The organism is Exiguobacterium sp. LL15, from assembly GCF_024436095.1.
Classification (GTDB): domain Bacteria; phylum Bacillota; class Bacilli; order Exiguobacteriales; family Exiguobacteriaceae; genus Exiguobacterium_A; species Exiguobacterium_A indicum.
In genome coordinates this window covers 165245-183714 of sequence record NZ_JANFNX010000004.1, presented here as the reverse complement: position 1 = coordinate 183714, position 18470 = coordinate 165245, and the positions used below count along the sequence as shown (strand labels likewise).

Here is an 18470-nt window from a genome sequence, read left to right as displayed (position 1 = left end):
ATCGTCACTATACGACGATACAAGGGGATTTTTAGCGTTGTCGTTCCATTTCGACGGTGAAGGTATAGCGGTCTCCTCGGTAAGCGGAGATGACATATTCAAACGGTTGCTCCGTTGTAAGATACGTCAGTTGCTCGACAGATAAGACAGGCGAAGCGGTCGATAGACCAAGATGGCCCGCCTCTTCCTTCGTTGCCAGGCGTGATTCGAACGTTTGACTCGCACGCCCAAGATTTAATCCGCTCGCTTCTGCAAATGCATAGAGCGATGCGGTCGCGACGTCTTGATCGAGTCCAGGTAAGAGCTGTTCCGGGATATAGACGGTCTCAAGGGCAAGCGCTTGCTCATCTGCGATTCGTAAACGTTTCAATTCATACACGGATGCCCCTTCGCGAATCCGGAGCTTGTTTGCGATCGTCATCGACGCGTCGATGATTTGATAGGAGAGAAGCGCACTCGTCGGTTCTAGTCCAAGATGTTCCATCTCTTCCGAGAAACTCGTCAAGCCAGACAGTTGCATGACGATTTTTTTATTCGCGACGAATGTTCCTCGTCCTTTTTGACGAATCAAGTAACCGGCGTTGACCAAGTTTGAAATGGCTTGCCGGACCGTCATTCGGCTAATTTGATGCGCTTCCGCAAATTCGCGCTCGGACGGAATTAGATCGCCAGGTTGAAGAACACCGCTTTCGATTTGTTGTTTTAAGGCAGCTTCGATTTGATAGTAGATGGGGAGTGGTGAATTTTTATTGATATGCTGAATCACGGCATTTCGTCCCTTCGCGATCGGTAGTCTTTCGTCTAGTGTACTAGGAAAAAGGCAAGCCGACAAACGATTCTGGATGAAATATGGCATAATACAGAGTGAAACTGACAGAGAAAGGTGGTCGAGGCATGCGCCCCGAACAAATAGAATCCGATGTCCGAACCTTTCAGACATCCATTCGCGCAACAAAACAAGTAGACGGCTATTGGGTTGCTTTAGAGAAAAGTTACTTCTATCCGGAGAGCGGTGGACAGCCGGCGGACCGTGGAACATTGAACGACCAACCGGTCCTTGACGTCCAAATCGAAGACGGTGTCGTCTGGCACCAACTGGCGACGCCGCTCACAGGTGACGTCACCGGGATCGTAGATGACGCAGTCCGGATCGATCATGCGGCGCAGCATACGGCACAACATGTCATCTCTGCAATCCTACAAGATGAATCAAATATCAAGACACTTAGTTTTCGGACGGGAAGTGAGGTCTCGACGCTTGATATCGAGACACCTGAATGGACAACTCTGCAACAAGAACAGCTGGATCGACGATTACGCCAGGTGATTGAACAAGGATTACCGATCACAGCGACCGAGTATGACGAGGCGGAAGCGCTACGTTTACCATTACGAAAAACACCACAAGTCGAAGGACGAATTCGCGTCGTTCAAATCGGTACACTCGATTATAGTGCCTGTGGTGGAACGCATCTCGATTCGACGGCACAGCTCGAGTCGATTCTCTTTACTGGAGTCGAACGAATTCGTGGAAATATTCGTCTTTCTTATGTCGCAAAGGAACGGGCATATCAACTCCTACAGGCAGAACGACGAGCTTTACGGGAAGCAGCGCAAGCTTTATCAGTCAAACCGGTTCAAATGCTAGAAGCCGTCCAAGCGTTACAAGAAGAGCAGAAACGCTTAACGAAACAGGTCGAACACGCCCAGGAACAACTTGCGACGTTCACACTCGCTCATGCTTTAGAACAACAAGAAGGCATTCTTGTGTTCGAACATCTGGATGAAGAAATCAAAATATCCGAGCAACTTGCTAAAGCGATTCAAGAAGCGGGACGCGTCGGCGTCGTCTGGAATGCGACGACGAACAAGTTACTGATGAGTAGTCCAGGTGAACCCCATCTCGGGAAGTTCGCTAAAGCACATGTCAAAACATTTAATGGGCGAGGCGGAGGAAATGCGGTTCAGGCACAGGCACAATTTACGAATCGGGATGATGCGATGGCATATGTCGATCGATTACGGGAGGAATATCAGTCATGACAGTCATTCAAGTACGTACAGCAGAACAACATCAAGCCGTCCGGATGATCCGGGAGCGTGTCTTCGTCGAGGAACAAGGCGTACCACGCCATCTTGAATATGATACACATGATGAAACAGCAATTCATCTGCTTGTCCTCGATGAGCAGAGTCGACCGGTCGCAACGGGGCGTACCCGTCCATATGACGACCAACGGATGAAGGTAGAGCGTGTCGCGACGCTAGCGACAGCGCGAGGAAAAGGATACGGTGGCGAGTTGATGCAGGCGATGGAACGAGTCGCACGTCGCGAAGGGAAGCAATTGCTAACACTCGGCGCACAAGTCCAAGCGATCCCGTTTTATCAAGGACTCGGTTATACGATCGTCTCCGATGAATTCGATGATGCGGGCATCCCACACCGGACGATGGAGAAAAAAATGTAAGTTATTTTGAAAGAAATCCTGCAAAAAGGGTTTCTTTTTTTTGTTTTCTATGTATATATATAATTCATAATGAATTTTTATACAGACAGATGAATTTAAAACCAGGAGGGAATTATACATGTCGAAACAAAAATTGATCTTAGCGTACTCTGGGGGACTTGATACATCGGTAGCCATCAAGTGGTTGAGCAAGGACTATGACGTCATTGCCTTATGCATGGATGTCGGAGAAGGAAAAGATTTATCCATCATTAAAGAAAAAGCACTCCTCGTCGGTGCGATCGAATCGATCGTCCTCGATGTTAAAGAAGAATTCGCACAAGACTTCGTTTTACCGGCACTTCAATATGGCGCGCATTACGAAAATGCCTATCCGTTGATTTCAGCGCTTTCGCGTCCGTTGATCGCAGAAAAGCTTGTCGAAGTCGCGCATCAGCACGGTGCGACGGCAGTCGCTCACGGATGTACCGGAAAAGGGAACGACCAAGTCCGGTTCGAAGTTTCAGTCGCAGCACTTGATCCATCACTCGAAGTCATCGCACCGGTCCGGGAATGGAAATGGTCACGGGAAGAAGAAATCGCCTATGCGAAAGAAAACAATGTGCCGATTCCGATCAACCTCGACAGCCCATACTCAATCGACATGAACCTTTGGGGACGGAGTAACGAATGTGGTGTCCTAGAAAACCCTTGGACAGAGCCACCGCAAGACGCTTATGCGTTGACAGTAGCGCCAGAAGACGCTCCGGATCAGGCAGAAGAAGTCATCATTGGCTTTGAAGCAGGTGTTCCGGTCTCGATCAACGGAACGACGTATCCACTGGCGAAACTGATCACGGAACTGAACATCATCGCTGGTGCACATGGGGTCGGACGGATTGACCACGTCGAGAACCGTCTCGTCGGTATCAAATCGCGGGAAGTCTATGAGTGCCCAGGCGCAACGGTGTTACTCAAAGCGCACGTTGCACTCGAGACGATTACATTGACGAAGGACGTCGCGCATTTCAAACCACTACTCAGCAAACAATACGCAGAAACGATCTATAACGGTCTCTTCCATGCACCATTGACGAAAGGCTTGAAAGCATTCTTGACAGCGACACAACAGGACGTCACAGGAGAAGTTCGCGTTAAACTGTTCAAAGGAAATGCAACTGTGACAGGTCGTCAGTCCGCTGTCTCGCTCTACGATGAGAAACTTGCGACGTACACGAAAGAAGACGCATTCGATCATGAAGCAGCAAAAGGCTTCATCAAATTACACGGACTTGCCGTTTCGACGCATGCGAGCGTACATCGTCAGGCGGGTGTCACGAAATGACCAAACTCTGGGGTGGACGTTTTACGGAAAGTGCTTCCGCTCAAGCGGAAGCCTTCGGAGCATCGATCACGTTCGATCAAAAATTAGCGAGCGTCGATTTAAAAGGCAGTCTCGCACACGCGCAGATGCTATTTGAACAAGGGATTCTTGCTCAAGACGAGTGGACACAAATCGAGCAAGGACTGAAGCAACTGGAAACGACGTTAGCAGACCATTCCTATACGTTAGCGGATGAGGACATTCATATGAACCTCGAGCGTTTATTGACAGAACAGATTGGTCCGGTTGCAGGAAAACTGCATACGGCACGGAGTCGAAATGACCAGGTCGCAACGGATTTACATCTATGGATGGAACAACATGTTGAGGCGTTGACGACAGCATTACGCGAGCTCCAGTCGGTCATCACGGAACAAGCGGAGCAACATATCGAGACGGTCATGCCAGGGTATACGCATTTGCAACGGGCACAACCGATCTCGCTTGCGCATCACTTGCTCGCTTATTTCTGGATGTTCGAACGTGATGTCGAACGGTTGACGGATAATCAAAAACGAATTCGGAAATCACCGCTCGGGGCAGGTGCGCTCGCGGGGACGACATTCCCGATCAATCGTTTCCGGTCTGCTGAGTTGCTCGGTTTTGAGTCGGTCTATCCAAACAGTCTTGATGCTGTCTCGGACCGTGATTTCGTCATCGAATACCTCGGGATCGCTTCGACCGTCATGATGCATCTCTCGCGCTTTTGTGAAGAAATCATCATCTGGGCGTCGCAAGAATTTAGCTTTATCGAGTTATCCGATGCCTTCTCAACAGGATCGAGCATGATGCCACAAAAGAAAAATCCTGATTTCGCTGAGTTGATTCGTGGAAAAACGGGGCGCGTCTACGGTAACCTGATGGGCTTCTTGACGACGATGAAGGCATTACCACTCGCTTACAATAAAGACATGCAAGAGGATAAGGAAGGGGTCTTCGATACAGCAGATACCGTTCTCCAATCCGTTCAAATCTTCACCGGAATGATTGAATCTGCGACGTTTAAGACCGAAGCGCTCAAGAAGGCGACAATGCAAGACTTCTCGAATGCAACGGAACTCGCTGACTACCTTGTAACGAAAGGCATACCGTTCCGGGAAGCGCATGAAATCGTCGGCAAAGCCGTCCTTTACTGTGTGCAAAACGGTTGTTTCCTGAAGGATTTGAACCTCGAGACGTATCAAACGTTCCATCCGGATATCACGGAAGACGTCTATCCGCTCCTCGATCCGGTTCAAGCAGTAGCACGCCGGACTAGCTACGGCGGGACAGGGTTTGCTGCCGTGTCGGAGCAACTCGAAATCGCGAAACAGCATCTTGCGAATTGACGAATTTTGAAAAAAAACAGTCAAATGACTGGATTTAACAAAAGATGTCTGCTATAACTGTAACTAACAACCGACAGATAGAGGCGCGGATGACATGAGTAGCATCATTCTTGAAGGCAAGCATGCCGAATGATGTGAAAGGGGAAGTCCGCCGAAGTGAACGAGAAGATGCTTCTTCTTGTTTGCTGGTACAACGGTTAAGATCCGTTGTACTGCCGAAACCGATGTTTCGGAGCGCTATCTTACGTAAAAGAACGAATGACTTTGTCTTCGTTTGTCCGATCGTGATAACGACGGGCCGTAGGAACGCTCCTACCGGCCCGTCGTTTTTTTCTGTATCGGGACAAAGGAGATAGGATTGTGACAACTGTACTTAAATTTGGTGGAAGCTCGGTTGCGTCTGTCGAACAGATTCAGTCTATTGCGAATTATTTGAAGAGTCGCGCAGCCGAAGGTGAAAAACTTGTCGTCGTCGTTTCAGCGATGGGCAAGATGACAGATTCTTTGATTGCTCAGGCGCAAGCCATCACAGATCGCCCCGAGCGCCGAGAACTCGATCGTCTGCTTGCCATCGGAGAAGAACAGACGATTTCATTACTCAGCATCGCCCTCAACTCACTCGGCGTCAAAGCGTTATCGCAAACAGGCGCTCAAGCGGGAATCAGTACGATGGGATTGCATACGAAAAGTAAGATCAAACAGATTGATGGAAATCTATTACGACAAAAACTCGAAACATACGATGTCGTCATCGTCGCTGGATTCCAAGGTGTCAACGAACTCGGTGATGTCACGACGCTCGGACGTGGTGGATCGGATACAACGGCTGTTGCCCTTGCGGCAGTCCTTGATAAACGGTGTGAAATCTACACGGATGTCGACGGTGTCTATACGGCTGATCCACGAATCCATGCTGCTGCTCAACCGATTCCGCACATCTCATATGATGAGATGATGGAGATGAGCGCCCTCGGGTCGAAGGTCATGGAAATGCGGAGTGTCGAACTAGGAAAAAAATACGGCGTACACATCTTCGTCGGGAAAACACTTGAATCGAAAAGGGGAACATGGATCATGGAAGCGACGGAAACAATGGAACAAAAAGCGGTGACGAGTGTCAGTGTGACGAAGAACGTCTTGACGGTATCAATCAAACACGTACCGCAAACGAATGCAGCAGTAGCCGATATCTTCGAACTGTTATCCAATCGCCACGTCAACATCGACATGATCAGTCAAACGACGTTCGACAGTGACATTTTCTTATCGTTCTCATGTCCACTCGATGAGGAAGAGTTCCTCGATGAAGCATTGAAAGACATCATGGATCGCTTCACGACAGTCAAGGTCGATCGCCATAATCAACACGCAAAATTATCTGTCGTCGGAATCGGGATGCGGGATGCAACAGGTGTCGCTTCGAAGTTGTTCGCAATCTTCCGAGCAGAGAACATCCCGTTCTATCAAGTCACGACATCAGAAATCAGCATCTCGTACACGATTGCACAAGCAGACATTGAACGGACGGTTGCAGCGATTGCAAACGCGTTCGAGTTATAAGGAGGAAAACAGGATGTATCATGTAGCCGTCATTGGAGCAACCGGCGCCGTCGGTCAAAAAATGTTACAAGTCCTAGCAGAACTGGACTTCCCGGTCAGCCGCCTGTCCGCTTACGCTTCTGCTCGTTCAGCAGGGAACACGGTACAGTTCAAGGGAGAAGATATTACGATCCAAGCGCTGACGCCAAATATCACAGAAGACGGGATCGATGTCGCGTTGTTCGCAGCAGGCGGAACGATCAGTGAGCAATATGCCCCGTTACTAGCTGAAAACGGAACACTCGTCGTTGATAATTCAAGTGCTTTCCGGATGCAGGAGACGATTCCGCTCGTCGTGCCAGAAGTCAATCCGCAAGCGATTCAAGCGACGGACCGCTTGATCGCAAATCCGAACTGTTCGACCATTCAATCCGTCGTCGCTTTAGCACCGCTCCAGTCACTGGGATTCGAACGGATCAACTATACGACGTATCAGGCCGTATCTGGTTCTGGTCAAAAAGGAATCGAGGATCTGGCACGTGGAGCACGCGGAGAAGAGCCCGTCAATTATCCGCATCCGATTCACGATAACATCTTGCCGCATATCGATGTATTCCTTGAGAACGGCTATACGAAAGAAGAGCAGAAGATGATTGATGAAACACGGAAAATCTTCAATCTTCCAGCATTACCTGTCAGTGCGACATGTGTCCGGGTTCCAGTCACGAATTCTCACTCGGTTGCAATCAACGTCACGTTTACACAACCGACGACGGTTGCAGCGATTCGTGAAGCACTTGAAAACGCACCGGGCGTCGTCCTCATCGATGATGTCGCGAATACGCGTTATCCGATGCCACTTGACGCGAGTGGGACGGACGATGTCTATGTCGGACGAATTCGACAAGATGATAGTCTCGCGAATACGTTCCATCTCTGGTGTGTAGCCGACAACATTCGAAAAGGTGCCGCCTCGAATGCCGTACAAGTCGCACGCCAAGCCATCGAACAGTCGATTCATTCATAAAAAAGGAGGAGTTCTTCATGTTCAAAGGAGCAGGTACAGCGCTCGTCACACCATTTAATGAAGCAGGCGAGTTGGATCTACACGTATTCGAACGCTTGATCGAGCAACAACTCGCAGCAGGAATTCAGGCGCTTGTCGTCGGAGGAACGACAGGAGAAGGATCGACACTGACGAACACGGAATTCGAACAACTACTGACGACTGCCGTTCAAATCACGGCAGGACGAGTACCCGTCATTGCCGGAACGGGTTCGAACAACACGGCAGCAACAATCGAGAAGACGTTACTCGCAGAGCGCCTCGGTGCGGACGCAGCGATGCTCGTCACACCGTACTACAATAAAACATCGCAAGCGGGTCTCGTCGCACATTTCACGGCGGTCGCTGATGCAACCGAATTACCAATCATGCTGTACAACGTTCCGTCGCGGACAGGCGTTGCGATCGCAGTCGAAACAGCAGTGACGTTAGCACGTCATCCACGAATCCAAGCGTTTAAGGAAGCGAGTGGAGATGTCAGCTTCATGGGTGAACTGATGGCGGCGATTCCGGAAGACTTCGCGGTCTTCTGTGGAAATGATGATCAAATCCTGCCGTACATGGCATGGGGAGCACAAGGCGTCATCTCAGTTCTTTCGAACCCGTACCCAGCAGAGACACAAGCACTTGCTGAGGCGTTGCTCGCACAAGATCTCGTCACGGCTCGCCGGATTCAGGCAGACTTGTTACCGGTCATCGATGCCTTGTTCAGTGACGTTAATCCGATTCCAGTCAAAGCATCGCTTGAAGAACTTGGCTTTGCTGTCGGTGCGCCGCGCTTGCCGCTCGTCCGTCAATCGGAAGCGGGACATGCCCACTTACTCGAAACGATGCGGGCTTACAAAGGAGTGGTTCGATGAAACTCGCGTTACACGGTTATGGGGCGACAGGACAATACGTCGTCGAACTCGCACCACAAAGTGTCGTGGCGATCGTTGACCGGACGAAGTCATCCGATACGATCGCTTCATATGCCGAGCTAACAGAGATGTCAGAAACGGTCGATGCGATCATCGACTTCTCGCATCCGAGTTTGCTACCGGATCTGCTCGCATACGGGCTAGCGACAAAAACACCACTCGTTATCGCGACGACTGGTTTTTCAGAGGCGGAACTGGCATCGATTAAGGACGCCGCGAAAGAAATTCCAATTTTCCAGTCGTACAATATGTCGTACGGTATCGCGATGGTGCAGCAACTGCTGAAGACACTCGTACCACTAGCAGGAGCGTATGACATCGAATTGCTCGAGAAACATCACAACCAAAAAGTTGATGCGCCAAGCGGAACGGCTGAGTTGTTATTGCAAACGATTCAGACGGCACGTGACGTCACACCGGTATATGACCGGTCACAGACGCGGCAAAAGCGGGAGACGAACGAGATCGGAATGCACGCGATGCGCGGTGGAACGATCTTCGGAGAACACGAAGTCTTATTCGCAGGTGTTGACGAATTGATTGAAATCAAACATACAGCGCTATCGAAAAAAGTATTTGCTTCTGGTGCGATCAAAGCAGCTGAGGCACTCATTCAAAAAACAGCGGGACTCTATACATTAGAGACGCTCTACACACAGGAGGATTCACATGTTACTCACTGATGCTTACGAAATTGCTAAATTCATTAAAGATGCTAAAAAACAAACACCGGTAAAACTTTACGTCAACGGCGATTTGGCGGGCTTGTCGATCGAAGGCGCTACAGCATTCGGATCAGATGAATCAAAGATTTTCTTCGCGGATGCAGGACTTGCGGCTACTTTCTTAGAAAAGTATTCAGATCGCATCACGGATGTTCACGTGGAGTATGACCGTCGCAACAGTGCGGTACCAATGCTTGATACACGTCACTTGAATGCGCGCATCGAACCAGGTTCATGGATTCGTGATCATGTCGTCATCGGTGACAACGCAGTCGTCATGATGGGTGCGATCATCAATATCGGTGCATCAATCGGAGATGGTACAATGATTGATATGAACGCTGTCGTCGGTGCACGTGGGACGATCGGAAAAAACGTTCATGTCGGCGCAGGTGCCGTGGTCGCGGGTGTCCTCGAACCACCTTCAAAAACACCTGTCATCATTGAAGACGGTGTCTTGATTGGTGCAAATGCAGTCATTCTTGAAGGCGTCAAAGTCGGCAAAGATGCCGTCGTCGCTGCTGGTAGTGTCGTCACAGAAGACGTACCTGCTGGAAGCGTCGTTGCCGGAACACCTGCACGTGTCATCAAACAGAAAGATGCGAAAACAGAAGAGAAGACGCAATTGGTGGATGATTTACGTTCACTCTGATTGACGTCGAAGAGGAGGAAAACACATGGCAGTGGATACACAGTATGGAGAAGCAATTTGGTTAGATGGAGTCTTTCATGATCCGAAAGATGCGAACACAAGCGTCATGTCACATGCGATTCACTATGGTAGTGGATTCTTTGAAGGAATTCGTGCTTACGCGACACCGGACGGACCGGCGATTTTCCAATTGAAGGAACATATCGAACGTCTCTTCCGCAGTTGTGCGTATTATCACGTCACGATTCCGTATACGGTTGATGAACTCGTCCAGGCGACGATTGATCTAGTTGCGAAAAACGGATTCGAATCTTGTTATATCCGTCCATTCGTGTTCCTCGGTACGCCATGGCAAGCATTGATGGCGAAAGATACGACGGTTCATGTCGGTATCTCTTGCTGGGAGCTTGGGGAATACTTCGATAAAGGCGCTGGCATCCGTGCCAAAGTCGCATCATACCGCCGCGTCTCATCAACGATGATGCCGATGCAAGCGAAAGCGGCTGCGAACTATATGAACTCACAACTCTTAAAAGGTGAAGCGATCCGTGATGGATTTGATGAAGCCATCGCACTCGATATGAACGGAAACGTCAGTGAAGCGAGTGTTGCGAACCTCTTCCTTCTTAAAAACGGAACGATTCATACACCGTCACTTGATTGTTCAGTACTCGACGGTATCACACGCCAAGTCATCATCCGTTTGGCACAAGATCAAGGCTATCCTGTTGTTGAACGTCACATCGGACGCGATGAGCTGTATGTCGCAGATGAGATCTTCTTAACAGGAACAGCTGCTGAAATCACGAGTGTCGGTGAAATCGATCATATCTCGATCAACGGCGGAACACGGAACGTCGCAGATGAGTTGCTCGATCTTTACCGTCAAGCCGTCACAGGTCAATTGCCGCAATATGCGGATTGGTTGACGTATGTGACACCCGCTGTCGCAGAATGACGACGCGTACACTCGTCACGATCGATCGGAAGGCGGTGCGACAGAACGTCGCATCGGTCTTCGCTCGGTCACGTAAACGTATTTTTGCCGTGGTCAAGAACAATGCGTATAACTTAGGTATGCTCGAGATGGTCGAGACGCTGATGGCATCTGATGTGCATCACTTTGCTGTCGCTGAGTTGTATGAAGCCATTGAAATCAAAACGAATTTTCCAGACAGTTATGTACTGGTGATGAATCCGACGGAGGATTTTGAAACAGCACGACGTTTCGGAATCGCACTCGGGGTCTCATCGCTAGAATGGCTCGCCCTAAAAAGTAAACAGCTGCAGGGAATCGAGTTACATTTGAAGATCAACGTCGGGATGAATCGTTTTGGTGTCAGTTCGCTTCAAGAGGCGGAAGCTGTCCTTGCGCTTGCGCAAGCAGATTCGCTCGCTTTAACAGGTTTATATACACACTTTCCGCTTGCCGATGAACCGGATGCGGATCACGATGGACAAGTCGAACGTTTCGTCGCCATTGCCGATGTGTTACGAAAGCGCCATACGTTTACGTATATCCATTCGGAAAACAGTGCGACGATCGTCAAACACGATCCGCGTCTCGCATTTTGTAACTATGTCCGCCCGGGCATTTTCTTATTCGGCTATTCACCGATTGAAAAGATGGACTGGCTCGTTCCTTCGCTACGGATGACAACGGAGGTCGTTGAAATTCGCGAAATTGGACCAGGTGAACACGTTGGGTACGGGACGAACTTTACGAGTACAGAACCGATGCGGATTGCTATTTTACCCGTCGGCTATGGAGACGGTGTCGTCCGTGGGCGTGCCGCGTTGCCTGTTCACATCAAAGAAAAACCTTATCCGGTCATCAATAAATTATTCATGAGTCATACATTCGTCGCTGTCGATGGAACGGTTGAGGTTGGAGACGAGGTCGTGCTATACGGGGATGGCGTTGAAATTGACGATATCACCCGGACAGGAGCAGCGAACAATTCAGAGCAGATGTGCGCCCGATCGTGGCGTTTGACGCATCAGTATCTATAAGGAGGAACTTATTATGTATGGAAGTCAATACCTGACAGAAGAAAACAACACGTTGCACATCGATGGTGTCGCAGCGACCGATCTTGCAGCACAGTACGGAACACCATTGTACGTGATGGCAGAGCGGGAGCTGACGGATCGATTAGCGACCGTCCGGGAACACTTCCTTGATAAGTATCCGAACACGTATGCTTCCTTCGCTTCTAAAGCACTGACGGTTAGTGCGGTGTACGAACAAGTCGTGCGTCATGGTCTCGGAATCGATGTCGTTACGGGGGGCGAACTTTTCATCGCCCGCCAATCCGGCGTTCCGGCAGAACGGATCTATTTCCATGGTTCGAATAAATCGACGGCTGATCTTCAATATGCCGTCGAGCAAGGTGTCGGACGGATCGTCATCGATCACTTTGCCGAAATTGCACAACTCGAAGCCATCGCAGCGCAAGCAGGTCAAACCGTTCATGTCCTGATCCGGATCGTGCCACAAGTCATCGGGGGAGCGCATGCGAAAATCCAGACTGGTGGTGTCGATACGAAATTCGGTTTCTCAACGCATGCGTCAGATTATTTGGACGCGATCGAAGCGATTTTAGCATCGGAGCATCTGTCGTTACTTGGCATCCATTGTCATGTCGGTTCGCAAATCCAAGATCCGTCACTGTTCGAACAGACAGCTCGGACGATGATGGGCTTTGTCGAAACGATTCGTGCGCATCATGGCTTCACAGTCAGCGAAGTTAATGTTGGCGGTGGCTTCGGTATTGCCTATACACAGGACGATCATCCGCTTGATTTTGAAGCGACGATTGCACGCGTCATGGATGTCATCGAGACGGAAACGGAGCGACTCGGCATCGAACGTCCGCGCATCGGGATCGAGCCAGGCCGCTGGGTCGTTGCGAATGCAGGAACGACACTGTATACGGTCGGGGCAATCAAAGAGATCGAAGGCGTCCGAACATATCTTTCGGTCGATGGCGGAATGACAGATAACATTCGCCCAGCACTTTACGGTGCCGTGTATGAAACCGTCATCGCTAACCGGATGAGTGGCGAAACGACCGAAGTGACGGTCGTTGGAGCAGCTTGTGAATCAGGGGATCTCGTCGCTGAAAAAGCACAGTTGGTCACACCGAACGGTGGCGATACCCTTGCCGTCTTTGGGACAGGAGCGTATAACTTCTCGATGGCAAGCAACTACAACCAGTTCTTACGTCCGGCACTCGTTTTCGTTCGGGACGGGGAATCCCGTGAAGTCGTCCGCCGACAAACGTATGTGGATTTGATTCAGTGTGATCTTGGGATCAACGGGGTCCGATCAGAGTCATAAGAGGTAAGGGGTCAAACGAGAGGATAAAAAAAACCGACGCTATCGCGCCGATTTCATGCATACGATCTAAAGCGATTCTTCTCTTGAATAGAGAGGGATCGTTTTTTTGTTGCGATCAGCAGATTCAGTTTGGAATTTTTAAGACTTGTCCAATGAGCAATAGGTTCGGATTCGTAATGTTGTTTGCCTGCATCAATGCTGTGACGGTGACACCATATCGTGTCGCAATCGAGTAAAGTGTATCACCGGCTTTGACCGTATACATCGTTGTTGGAATTTTCAAGACTTGACCGACATTCAACAGATTCCAATTCGTGATGTTATTCGCACTCGCGAGGGCAGAGACCGAGACATTGTATTTACGGGCGATCGAATAGAGTGTATCGCCAGCTTTGACGGTATACGTCGTACCGGTTGGAGTTGGTGAGCGGAGGAGTTCTGAAATCGTGACGAACGAATAGCCTTTGGCTTTGAGTTTCGAAATCATCGTCGGCAAGGCGGTCGGTGTTCCTTTCGCACCAGCACCGGTATGCATCAGAATAATCGATCCGGGAACGACTTTTGGTAATACACGATCCAAGATGGCTGTTGAAGAGATGCCTTTCCAATCCGTCGTATCAATATTCCATTGAATCGTTTTCGTGTAACCTGCCGCCCCAACGGCACTCAACACGTTGCTATTACTTGCACCAAACGGCGCTCGGAAAATTGGTTTCGTCGTTTTTCCGGTCAAGGACCGGATGAGAGATTCTGTTCGGGATAATTCACTCGTCATCTGGCTCGCTGTTAGTGTCGTAAAATCCGGATGCGAATATGAGTGATTGCCGATTTGATGTGTCGGAGAAGCGGTTGCGATGTTTTTGATCGATTGGGGATGGTTGGTTGCACCACTGCCTGTCAAAAAGAAAGTCGCTTTCACTTGGTTACTTTTTAAGATACTTAAGATTTTGGCAATGTTCGTTCCATCTGAACCGTCATCAAACGTCAATGCGACGACTTTTTGCGTCGTCGTTCCTTTCGTAACGAACGTAGAGCTCGCTGCATCGACCTGTGAGGGGGTTGAAAGTGGAGTCAGGAGAAGCAGTCCGATCATCATGATGGTGGGTTTCTTGATGTTCATCGTCTAGTACCTCCTTCATCAAAAACATGCTTTACAAGTACTCTTTATTAAGGTATTCCCTTTATTTTAAAAAAAGAACTAAGAAATTCCCGTTTTGCAAAGAAATAAAACTAAATTACAGAAAATTTGTTTAAACCGTAATCTTTTTGGGAAACCATAATATATGGAAATAGTAAAAAGGAGTGAGAAGGAATGATCGAATTCAAAAACGTCGGTAAGCAGTTTAAGGACAATGTCGTCTTGAAAGGCTTATCGCTCGAGATTCAAAAGGGTGAACTCGTTGTCTTCATCGGACCAAGTGGTTGTGGGAAGACGACATCACTTAAGATGATCAATCGATTGATTGAACCTTCTTCAGGTACGATTTTAGTCAACGGGAAGGACATCATGAAGACAGATACGATTGAATTAAGACGTCATATGGGATATGTCATCCAGCAAACCGGCTTGTTCCCTCACATGACGGTCCGGGAAAACATTCAATTGATTGCGGGGCTTGAGGGGAAAGATCACGATGAAATGGATCAACGGACAGAACAATTGTTGACGATGGTCGGGCTTGATCCAAAGCAATTCATCGATCGTTATCCGAGCGAACTCAGTGGTGGACAACAACAGCGTGTCGGTTTCGCACGAGCTTTAATGAATGATCCTGATGTCATTTTGATGGATGAGCCGTTCAGTGCACTCGATCCCGTTACCCGTAACGATCTACAGGAAGAACTTTTTAACTTGCAAGAAGAAGTGAAGAAGACGATCGTTTTCGTCACCCATGATATGGATGAAGCGATCAAGTTAGCGGATCGGATATGTATCATGCGTGATGGGGAAATCGTCCAGTTCGATACTCCAGAAGAAATCTTGCGTCATCCAAAAGATGAATATGTCGAATCGTTCATCGGAAAAAATAAAATCTGGAGTAGTCCAGAATTCATCAAGGCAGAAGATATCATGATCGAGGACCCAGTTTCAATCAGTGGCAAACGGACGTTGTTGCAGGGAATTGAAATCATGCGTGGACGCAAAGTCGACAGCCTGTTGATCACCGATCGTGACCGTGTCTTACAAGGGCTGATTAAGTTGAAGAACATCCAGACGATTCCGGATAAGAGCCAACGGATCGAAGAAGTGATGGAGGGCGAAATCATCGCCGTCAATGAACACGATTCATTACTCGATGTTCTTGAAGTCATGAATCAGGAAGAGACTGGTTATCTACCAGTAACGGATGCAACAGGAAAACTCAGAGGGTTGATCACACGTAGTAGCTTACTTTCCGTCTTGAGTGAGCAATTCATTCATGAGGAGGAAGTCCAATGAACGGATTCTTTGATTATGTAAAAAATAATACCGATCAGATCGGTGATTTATTGCTAGAGCACTTACAGCTGACGGTCTTTGCCGTCGTCATCGCGGTCGTTCTCGGGATTCCGATCGGGATTCTGATCACCCGTTACCAAAAGTTCGCGAAGCCTGTCCTTGCGCTGACGAGCGTCGTGCAAGCCGTTCCGAGTCTTGCCTTACTTGGTTTCTTGATTCCGTTCATTGGTATCGGGTCGACACCAGCGATCATCATGGTCGTGCTCTATTCACTCTTGCCAATTGTTAAAAATACGTACACGGGTCTGTCGAGCATTCCAGGGGACACGCTCGAAGCAGCCAAAGGAATTGGTTTAACGGATCGGCAAATCCTCAGTAAGGTTCAGATTCCACTTGCTTTGCCGATCATGATGGCAGGGATTCGAATTTCAGCCGTTACAGCTGTTGGTTTAATGACGATCTCAGCATTCATCGGTGCCGGTGGTCTTGGTTACCTCGTCTTCTCAGGTATTCAAACAGTTGATAATAACCAGATTCTTGCCGGAGCAATTCCAGCCGGTATTTTAGCTCTTGTCATCGACTTCGTTGTCAGTCGGATTGAATACTCCGTGGCGCCAAATGGGATTCCTCTTGCAGATGGTCGAATCAAGAATAAGGCACGGAAGCGTCGCAAGGCGATGCCAGCTGGACGCAAGATCGCGATCGCAAGTATCGTTTTCATATTAATTGGTGGATCGGTCGCTTACTCTTTCCTTAAGGACGATAAGATCGTCATCGGATCGAAGAACTTTACAGAACAATTGATTCTTGGAAATATGTTAGCGGATTTAATCGAAGATAAAACGGATTTAGAAGTCGAACGTCAATTGAACCTCGGCGGAACAAAAGTCGCTTACGGGGCGCTTGAAAAAGGGGAAATCGACGCGTATGTCGAGTACACAGGTACTTTGTTGATCGACGTTCTCAAGCAAGACGTCGAGACGGATCCGGAAACAGTCTATGCAAAAGTCGGGAAGATGATTCCGGAAAAAAGTCAGGTCGACGTCCTTGACCCAATCGGTTTCAACAATACGTATGCCCTCGCCATGACGAAAGAAGATATCGAAAAATATGACTTGAAGACGGTATCAGATATGTCAAAAGTCAGTGATCGTTTGATTCTCGGATCAACAATCGAATTCGCGAACCGGGAAGATGGTTACCTTGGTCTGAAGAAAAAGTACCCGGACATGAAATTCCAAGATGTACAACCAGTCGATGGAGGACTCCGTTATACAGCACTGACGAATGGTCGAACGAACGTCATCGATAGCTTCTCAACAGATGGTTTGTTACAAAAATTCGATTTGACAGTGCTAGAAGACGATAAAAAGTTCTTCCCACCATACTATGCGGTACCGCTTGTTCGTCAAGAAACGCTTGAAGAACATCCGGAGCTGAAAAAAGTCCTCAACACGTTAAAAGATAAAATTACGGATGAGAAGATGCAAGAATTGAATTACAAAGCAGATGTCGAGAAACAGCGCCCTGAAAAAGTCGCGCGTGATTTCTTGATCGAAGAAGGATTAATTTCAAAATAAACAGGTAGAGCCGAGGCGGGAATCCGCTTCGGCTCTTTTTGTATGCGCGCTGACGCGCTATATCGTTTTGGAAAATACGTAATCAAGTGATTAAATTATTTTTTGATGCGACTAGCGAGCCAAGCGCGAACAGTGCGTTGCTGAATCATACACGTTCTTCCTCTCGGTTTAATGTTCCAAGGCGGTGCTCGGCATCTTTAACGATACGTGCTTGAATCTCGACTGTCAACCAATCCGTTTCCGATTCGGGTAACGTCGGCAAACCGTAACTTGGGTTATTCGTAGATGAAAACAAATCAGACATGATGCGTTCTTCGTATACTGGAATCATGTAAAATCCCCTCTCTGTGTCTTGATTCATCTCTTACACCTCTAGTGTACGAAAGAATTGTAAAGACGGAAGAGGGGAGGTATTAAGAACCTGTGAACTTTGTAAACGTTCTCACAAACTTGTCATATCCTCTGTGATAGCTTCACAACTGTCAGCATACTGCTGACCTCGTTTCACGTATTTTCGGACTGTTCGTTCCATGATGAATCGATCATGGTCACTGATATCCCGGACGATTTTTGCAGGAACACCCATGACCATCGCTCCGGCAGGTACCTTCATTTTTGGCGGAACAAGGCTTCCGGCAGCAACGAATGCTCCTTCTCCGATTTCGGCTTCATCGAGGATCGTCGCCGACATTCCGATTAACGCTCCTTTTCGAATGATTCCGCCGTGAATCATCGCCATATGACCAATCGTCACTTCATCTTCAATGATGGTCGGATATCCTTCATACTGATGAATCATCGAACCATCTTGGATGTTGACGCGTTCCCCGATGTGAATCGGACCTTCATCTCCCCGGATGACGGTATTGAACCAGACAGATGAGTCTTTTCCGATCGTGACCTCTCCGATGACTTTAGATCCGTCTGCTAAATAAACGGATGGATCGATGTTTGGAACAAGTGAACCGACACGATATTTCATGCGTTTTTCCCCCTCAGACATTAAATCGATACTCTTTCATCTTGACGTTACAAAAAATAAATTG

18 protein-coding genes and 1 riboswitch are annotated in these 18470 nt (G+C 48.5%); of the genes, 14 read left to right on the top strand and 4 right to left on the bottom strand.

Annotated elements, in window-relative coordinates:
• Positions 1 to 31: 31 nt before the first annotated feature.
• Positions 32 to 766 carry a phosphonate metabolism transcriptional regulator PhnF gene (gene phnF, locus NOM72_RS15230; protein ID WP_029340766.1) on the bottom strand — a complete coding sequence of 245 codons (735 nt, stop codon included), beginning with the start codon at positions 764 to 766 and terminating at the stop codon, positions 32 to 34.
• Positions 767 to 894: 128 nt separating this feature from the next.
• Here phnF and NOM72_RS15225 point away from each other — a divergent pair, with 128 nt between their 5' ends.
• From NOM72_RS15225 to lysA, 12 genes are all read left to right on the top strand, one after another.
• The gene (locus NOM72_RS15225) at positions 895 to 2043 is read left to right on the top strand and encodes an alanyl-tRNA editing protein (protein ID WP_255999433.1); all 1149 of its coding nucleotides are present in this window, start codon (positions 895 to 897) and stop codon (positions 2041 to 2043) included.
• Positions 2040 to 2468, top strand: coding sequence for a GNAT family N-acetyltransferase (locus NOM72_RS15220; RefSeq protein WP_023467111.1), 429 nt, complete (start codon positions 2040 to 2042; stop codon positions 2466 to 2468). Before NOM72_RS15225 ends, NOM72_RS15220 begins: the two co-directional genes overlap by 4 nt.
• A 118-nt stretch (positions 2469 to 2586) precedes the next feature.
• Entirely contained in the window at positions 2587 to 3792 is a 1206-nt protein-coding gene (locus tag NOM72_RS15215; protein ID WP_255999432.1) for an argininosuccinate synthase, read from the top strand.
• Positions 3789 to 5159 (top strand): argininosuccinate lyase, encoded by a 1371-nt coding sequence (argH, locus tag NOM72_RS15210; protein WP_255999431.1) that lies wholly within the window; start codon positions 3789 to 3791, stop codon positions 5157 to 5159. The genes NOM72_RS15215 and argH overlap by 4 nt, the downstream gene beginning before the upstream one ends.
• A gap of 70 nt (positions 5160 to 5229) precedes the next feature.
• Positions 5230 to 5407: riboswitch (Lysine riboswitch) on the top strand.
• Positions 5408 to 5519: 112 nt separating this feature from the next.
• The gene (locus NOM72_RS15205; RefSeq protein WP_255999430.1) at positions 5520 to 6719 is read left to right on the top strand and encodes an aspartate kinase; all 1200 of its coding nucleotides are present in this window, start codon (positions 5520 to 5522) and stop codon (positions 6717 to 6719) included.
• A gap of 13 nt (positions 6720 to 6732) precedes the next feature.
• On the top strand, positions 6733 to 7725 hold the full coding sequence (locus NOM72_RS15200) for an aspartate-semialdehyde dehydrogenase (protein ID WP_023467117.1): 993 nt from the start codon (positions 6733 to 6735) through the stop codon (positions 7723 to 7725).
• A 17-nt stretch (positions 7726 to 7742) separates the two neighbouring features.
• Positions 7743 to 8624: a 4-hydroxy-tetrahydrodipicolinate synthase gene (dapA, locus tag NOM72_RS15195; RefSeq protein WP_255999429.1), complete on the top strand. Its 882-nt coding sequence runs from the start codon at positions 7743 to 7745 to the stop codon at positions 8622 to 8624.
• Complete coding sequence (gene dapB / locus NOM72_RS15190; protein ID WP_023467121.1) at positions 8621 to 9367, top strand: 4-hydroxy-tetrahydrodipicolinate reductase; 747 nt, start codon at positions 8621 to 8623, stop codon at positions 9365 to 9367. Before dapA ends, dapB begins: the two co-directional genes overlap by 4 nt.
• Positions 9354 to 10061, top strand: coding sequence for a 2,3,4,5-tetrahydropyridine-2,6-dicarboxylate N-acetyltransferase (gene dapD / locus NOM72_RS15185; RefSeq protein ID WP_255999428.1), 708 nt, complete (start codon positions 9354 to 9356; stop codon positions 10059 to 10061). Before dapB ends, dapD begins: the two co-directional genes overlap by 14 nt.
• A 25-nt stretch (positions 10062 to 10086) precedes the next feature.
• On the top strand, positions 10087 to 11019 hold the full coding sequence (locus NOM72_RS15180) for a branched-chain amino acid transaminase (protein ID WP_023467124.1): 933 nt from the start codon (positions 10087 to 10089) through the stop codon (positions 11017 to 11019).
• On the top strand, positions 11016 to 12074 hold the full coding sequence (alr, locus tag NOM72_RS15175) for an alanine racemase (RefSeq protein ID WP_255999427.1): 1059 nt from the start codon (positions 11016 to 11018) through the stop codon (positions 12072 to 12074). The genes NOM72_RS15180 and alr overlap by 4 nt, the downstream gene beginning before the upstream one ends.
• 13 nt (positions 12075 to 12087) lie before the next feature.
• Positions 12088 to 13404 carry a diaminopimelate decarboxylase gene (gene lysA / locus NOM72_RS15170; RefSeq protein WP_255999426.1) on the top strand — a complete coding sequence of 439 codons (1317 nt, stop codon included), beginning with the start codon at positions 12088 to 12090 and terminating at the stop codon, positions 13402 to 13404.
• A gap of 124 nt (positions 13405 to 13528) precedes the next feature.
• On the opposite strand, the gene NOM72_RS15165 is transcribed toward lysA, so the two are convergent.
• Positions 13529 to 14524, bottom strand: coding sequence for a LysM peptidoglycan-binding domain-containing protein (locus NOM72_RS15165; RefSeq protein ID WP_255999425.1), 996 nt, complete (start codon positions 14522 to 14524; stop codon positions 13529 to 13531).
• A gap of 192 nt (positions 14525 to 14716) precedes the next feature.
• Between NOM72_RS15165 and NOM72_RS15160 the strand changes: the two genes are divergently transcribed.
• On the top strand, positions 14717 to 15844 hold the full coding sequence (locus tag NOM72_RS15160; protein WP_053452313.1) for an ABC transporter ATP-binding protein: 1128 nt from the start codon (positions 14717 to 14719) through the stop codon (positions 15842 to 15844).
• A complete protein-coding gene (locus NOM72_RS15155; RefSeq protein WP_058265728.1) occupies positions 15841 to 17424 on the top strand; it encodes an ABC transporter permease/substrate-binding protein in 1584 nt (527 codons plus the stop codon). The genes NOM72_RS15160 and NOM72_RS15155 overlap by 4 nt, the downstream gene beginning before the upstream one ends.
• A 145-nt stretch (positions 17425 to 17569) precedes the next feature.
• Here the strand turns inward: NOM72_RS15155 and NOM72_RS15150 are convergent, their stop codons facing one another.
• On the bottom strand, positions 17570 to 17755 hold the full coding sequence (locus tag NOM72_RS15150) for a hypothetical protein (RefSeq protein WP_050678068.1): 186 nt from the start codon (positions 17753 to 17755) through the stop codon (positions 17570 to 17572).
• A 111-nt stretch (positions 17756 to 17866) separates the two neighbouring features.
• A complete protein-coding gene (locus NOM72_RS15145) occupies positions 17867 to 18406 on the bottom strand; it encodes a gamma carbonic anhydrase family protein (protein ID WP_050678069.1) in 540 nt (179 codons plus the stop codon).
• Between the last annotated feature and the right edge of the window lie 64 nt (positions 18407 to 18470).